The organism is Neisseria sp. P0009.S007, assembly GCF_051962515.1.
Map to the genome: position 1 here is coordinate 1 of NZ_JBQCVF010000273.1, position 1,708 is coordinate 1,708.

1 protein-coding gene and 1 pseudogene are annotated in these 1,708 nt (G+C 43.9%); both read right to left on the reverse strand.

All coding sequences use genetic code 11. The features are described 5' to 3' along the window. Positions 1-24: 24 nt before the first annotated feature. On the reverse strand, positions 25-1,161 hold the full coding sequence (locus ACTHS3_RS12375; protein ID WP_004520025.1) for an S-(hydroxymethyl)glutathione dehydrogenase/class III alcohol dehydrogenase: 1,137 nt from the start codon (positions 1,159-1,161) through the stop codon (positions 25-27). Between the two features lie 93 nt (positions 1,162-1,254). Continuing rightward, positions 1,255-1,503, reverse strand: a pseudogene (locus tag ACTHS3_RS12380) (CRISPR-associated helicase/endonuclease Cas3); the annotation flags it as partial. Positions 1,504-1,708: the final 205 nt, after the last annotated feature.

Sequence of the window (1,708 nt, forward strand, 5' to 3'; positions counted from 1 at the left end):
GTTCAATCAGTTTCATCGCGTACCTTAGTAATGAATAACAGCGCGGATCGATTTACCTTCATGCATTAACTCAAAGGCTTCATTAATTTGATCGAGCGTCATTGTGTGGGTCACAAACGGTTCTAACTCGATATCGCCTTTCATTGAATCTTCCACCATTTTCGGCAGTTCAGAGCGGCCTTTCACGCCACCAAACGCCGTGCCTTTCCAAACACGACCGGTTACCAACTGGAACGGGCGAGTTGAAATTTCTTGCCCTGCACCCGCTACGCCGATGATAATGGATTGTCCCCAACCACGATGTGCGCTTTCTAATGCTTGACGCATCACGTTTACATTGCCGATACATTCAAAGGTATGGTCAATACCCCATTTATTGATGTCTAACAACACATCTTTGATTGGTTTATCGTAATCGTTAGGATTTAAACAATCCGTTGCACCAAATTGTTTTGCCAGCTCGAATTTTGCAGGATTGGTATCAATAGCAATAATACGACCCGCTTTAGCTTGACGTGCACCTTGCACCACAGCTAAACCAATCGCCCCTAAACCAAACACTGCAACAGAGTCGCCTTCTTGCACTTTTGCCGTATTATGTACCGCACCAATACCTGTGGTAACGCCGCAGCCGAGTAAACATACTTGTTCGTGGTTTGCTTCCGGGTTGATTTTCGCCAGTGAAACTTCGGCAACAACTGAGTATTCACTGAAAGTCGAACAGCCCATATAGTGATAGATCGGCTGACCTTGATAAGAAAAACGCGTCGTGCCATCTGGCATTAAGCCTTTACCTTGTGTATCACGCACTGAAACGCATAAGTTGGTTTTACCTGAACGACAAAACTCACATTCGCCACATTCAGCGGTGTAAAGAGGAATGACGTGATCACCTGGTTTTACGCTTGACACACCTTCGCCCACAGCAACGACCACACCCGCACCTTCGTGTCCAAGCACCACAGGGAATACGCCTTCAGGATCGCTTCCTGACAACGTAAACGCATCAGTATGGCACACACCAGTGTGAGTGTTACGAATTAACACCTCGCCTTTGCGTGGCATTTCTACGTCGATTTCCACAATTTGTAAGGGTTGATTTGGGGAGAATGCCACCGCCGCACGAGATTTGATGGTTGGATTGGTTTGTTTAATTTCCATTATTTTTGCCTTTTAATTCATTAATAAAGTTATCTAGCCTACGAAAGATAACCACAGTTTATACTTTGGAACCCACCCTGAAGCAAGCATTTTTGCAATTTTGGCTCCGGCGATAGCTTGATCGACTAAAGGGCTGCCATGTAATTGGCGGTTAAAGGCTTCCGAATATTTCCCTTAGTCATGAAGCTGTCCAGTATGGCAGGCACCGAATACCCGAGCAAACTCCACCGCCATTTCCCCAACATTGACCAAATGGCTTTGTAAGGTTTGCCAATGTTCGTAAGGCAAGAGATTACCGAGTTTGTCTTGGGCAGAATGGGCGTAGTAAATTAGGGTTTTCATATTGAAATTCTAAAAAATTTAAACTGATATTATGCAATGATAATATGATATTAAATTTAATATGCAAATAGAAAAAATGCTGTCTGAAACTTTTTCAGACGGCATTGTTATTGATTACCCTTTATGACTTGCTTCTAATATCCTTCACAGCTTTCACTAAAGCTTCGGAAAGCGAAGGATCAAAAGAAGAGCGGTCTGCTTGGAC